General features: G+C 43.6%; 2 protein-coding genes. One reads left to right on the top strand and one right to left on the bottom strand.

The window, feature by feature from the left end; translation table 11 throughout:
* Positions 1–126: 126 nt before the first annotated feature.
* Complete coding sequence (locus ABF638_RS37595) at positions 127–1011, bottom strand: ATP adenylyltransferase family protein (RefSeq protein ID WP_435027822.1); 885 nt, start codon at positions 1009–1011, stop codon at positions 127–129.
* A gap of 202 nt (positions 1012–1213) precedes the next feature.
* On the opposite strand from ABF638_RS37595, the gene ABF638_RS37590 reads away from it, so the two are divergent.
* Entirely contained in the window at positions 1214–2476 is a 1263-nt protein-coding gene (locus ABF638_RS37590) for an HhoA/HhoB/HtrA family serine endopeptidase (RefSeq protein WP_181929249.1), read from the top strand.
* Positions 2477–2812: the final 336 nt, after the last annotated feature.

Genomic DNA, 2812 nt, shown 5'->3' with positions numbered 1-2812 from the left:
ATGAATCGCGTCTTTACCCAAGGATGTGTTGCAATCATTAATTGAATTGGTATAAGGAGCAATGGTAATTCTCAAGTTTTATTACCTGTGTAGGCATAATCCGTCGTAGATATCGCACCAACTTAATTAGGATATAGCAACATTCTTGAGGATAGTCATCGGCCCTTCAGCTTTGAGAAGCTCCATTTCTGCGGCATTTCGCACTAGCAAAGCACCAGCGAATCCTAATGAATTCACAGAGATGGAGTGAAAATGCTCCTGCGATCGCGGTACGATCAACATCCATTCTCGTGTCGCCAGCAGATTGTAAGCACCCAATTGCTTTGCATCTAAACCCACCGCATCTAGCAAAGTGCGATAAACTTCCAGTGTTGCTTGACCCCCTTGCACCCAATCGGGATCTAGCGGTGCGAAAGCGTGTATAAAAGGAAGCCCTGGTAAAGTTGCGCTCAAGTCCTGAAATCGTGCTGCCTTCAACAGAGGTTCAATAGGTATTTGCGGGACTGAAGATGCAAATGGTAGAGGAACTAACTGTAAATGCTTGTGTCGCTGACTTGCACCTGCCGTTTTGCCACTATTGTAAAATGCTAAACCATCGAAATCAGCTAGACATGCCCACATAGCCGTAAAATCTTCCAGGGTGAGCAAACTTTCCTGTTCTTCAAAATCACGGGTGATGATTAGCAGGTGATAATCAACAACATTGAATTTATTTAAAATACATACATGGGTATCAGAAATATCCGCTACAAATAAATCCTCTTCGTAGGGCAAGAAAGGATTAAACTCTTGACCAGACGTAGCAGATTGTTTTTTCTGTTTTTCATCGGCTGCTTTTTTGCGATTCAAGTTAGACAAAATCCGCACTAAAAAGCGGACATTATCCTGTTCGACAAACTCAAATTCCGTTGGTATCGACAGCAACGCTCCACATTGTAAAGCATGTTCCGTCTGCTCTTTGACACTTGTCCATAAAGTACCAGGCTTAAGTAAGATTTTACCCTGTGCCATTTTATTCCTTCAGACATGGATGAAACACGCAATCGGAGTACACAGATGTGCGCCCTTACGAATGACTATATAGAATTCAGTTAAGGTGGGATGCGGTGGTTAAAATACCAAATCTTTCACAACAACGCAATACCTCCGCAACAAAACTGTCATAAATAATATCTACATTAGTAATATATCTAAAATATCTTTCCAGACAGCAATGCAAAACCAATCTCGTGATGGAGAACACCCATCAAATAGCATTTTATCAAACACTGTTGACACCAAATACCAAAATCGAGCGCCCTGGAAAAAGGCTGCCGCCTCTCTATCGCTGGTGCTGCTGGGATCAGGTATGACATTAGCCGGTGGCTATATGGCTGGAAATTCTCGGCAGATGTCTGAGAGTGCATCTAACTTGGCAGTTAGTCGAGTCAATGCCGCTCCTCCGTTACCAGCCGCCACAGATCCTAATTTTGTGACACAGGTGGTGCAGAAGGTCGGGCCAGCAGTAGTGCGGATTAACTCTTCCCGAACCGTAAGAAGCCGGATACCAGATGAATTCAACGATCCGTTCTTTCGCCGCTTTTTTGGTTCCCAACTGCCACAATCAGGAGAAAGGGTACAACGGGGTACTGGTTCAGGTTTTCTCATCAGTTCCGATGGTCGGATTCTCACTAACGCCCATGTCATAGATGGTGCTGATACGGTGACAGTGACACTCAAAGATGGGCGCACCTTGGAAGGTAAGGTGTTAGGAAAAGATGAATTAACCGATGTTGCTGTTGTCAAGATTCAGGCAGAGAATCTACCTTCAGTAGCTTTAGGGAACTCAGATCAACTGCAACCAGGAGAATGGGCGATCGCGATCGGCAACCCCCTTGGACTAGATAATACAGTAACTACCGGAATCATCAGTGCTACCGGACGCAGTAGTAATCTAATCGGTGCTGCCGATAAGCGAGTAGAGTATATTCAAACTGATGCAGCCATTAATCCTGGTAACTCCGGCGGTCCCCTGCTAAATTCTCGTGGCGAGGTAATTGCCATGAATACAGCTATAATCCAAGGGGCACAAGGATTAGGCTTTGCTATTCCCATCAACACAGTACAACGCATTTCCAGCCAACTTATAGCTACAGGCAAAGTAGAACATCCTTATCTGGGAATTCAAATGATGGGGTTAACGCCTCAACTAAAACAAAATATCAACTCAGATCCCAACAGCGGTTTGAATGTGAGTGAAGACAAAGGTGTATTAGTTGTGAAAGTTGTGCCAAATTCTCCAGCCGCTAAAGCAGGAATACGTGCTGGTGATGTAATCCAAAAGCTTGGCGGACAAGCAGTCACAGATGCCAGCAGTGTCCAAAAAGCAGTAGAAAATAGCCAAGTCGGGGGCGATTTACGTATGGAATTACGTCGCAATGGGCAGAATATTAATGTAGCTGTGCAACCTGGTGCTTTTCCCACCGCAGTGCAATAAAAGTTTTGCTATCAATTGAATAAAAGTGAATTTTCTGGGATGGGTATTTTACCCGTCCCTTTTTTCAGGTTGCAAAGTTGAGTTGCAATCACTGTAATATCGTGACCGGTTAAAGACTTATCATTAAGACCGCAGAGAAGAGGGGTTGTTGGGCTTTCTGCATAGATTCGGGAATGATAACTAATTAGCTGGACATGATATCAAGTGGACACTGCCACAAATATCAAAAGCGATTTTTGCGTAAGTTCTGTGATTGATTCTTAATTATGAATTCTTCTTCACCTATAGGACTCATATTTGATTTCTGAAAAAACTCAGTACAACTAAGAAGCCTTC

Origin of the sequence: Nostoc sp. CALU 1950 (assembly GCF_051172895.1) — a bacterium.
GTDB classification, from domain to species: Bacteria; Cyanobacteriota; Cyanobacteriia; order Cyanobacteriales; family Nostocaceae; genus Nostoc; species Nostoc edaphicum_A.
Note: the sequence above shows the minus strand (reverse complement) of the source record. Positions and strands in the feature narration are given on the sequence as shown.

Bases quoted from the DNA above. Each gene is read 5' to 3' on its own strand.
- ABF638_RS37595 (WP_435027822.1), bottom strand. From the start codon at position 1,011: ATGGCACAGGGTAAAATCTTACTTAAGCCTGGTACTTTATGGACAAGT.
- ABF638_RS37590 (WP_181929249.1), top strand. From the start codon at position 1,214: ATGCAAAACCAATCTCGTGATGGAGAACACCCATCAAATAGCATTTTA.